This window comes from Vibrio sp. 1580, from assembly GCF_033340055.1.
In genome coordinates, this window is sequence record NZ_JAWOVT010000607.1 from 1 (window position 1) to 549 (window position 549).

Annotated in this window: 1 protein-coding gene; it reads left to right on the top strand. The window is 45.0% G+C overall.

All coding sequences use genetic code 11. The features are described from left to right. Positions 1–25 precede the first annotated feature (25 nt). Positions 26–549 (top strand): cation:proton antiporter (locus R7093_RS27415; protein ID WP_318089851.1); only part of this gene is annotated, 524 nt, incomplete at its 3' end.

The window sequence follows — 549 nt, forward strand, 5'->3', positions numbered from 1 at the left end:
TATATCAGGAATCTAGCTCAACAGTATGGAAATTATTCTAATTACAACGGCTTTTTTAGCAGGCTTCATCGCGCTCAAATGCAGCCTTCCCCCGCTAGTCGGTTTTCTACTAGCGGGTTTTGGCTTACATGCCTTTGGCTATCAAAGTAATGACGTTATTGTCACTCTGGCTGATCTCGGCGTTACTCTTTTGCTTTTTACTATTGGCTTAAAGCTCGATGTAAAAACATTGCTTTCCAAAGAAATTTGGGGCGGCGCAACAGCGCACAATATTCTTTCAACCGCTTTTTTTGCTCTTGCGTTGTCAGGGCTGAAACTGCTTGGATTAACGTCCCTTGCAAGTATGGAAAGCGGGCAGATATTGCTCCTAGCCTTTGCACTTTCCTTCTCTAGCACTGTTTTCGCGGTAAAAACACTGCAGGAAAAAGGTGAACTCAACGCGACATACGCCACACTGGCCATCGGTATTTTGGTTATGCAAGATATCTTCGCCGTCGTGTTTCTGACTGTTTCGACAGGCAAAGTGCCAGAATGGTACGCCATAGGTCT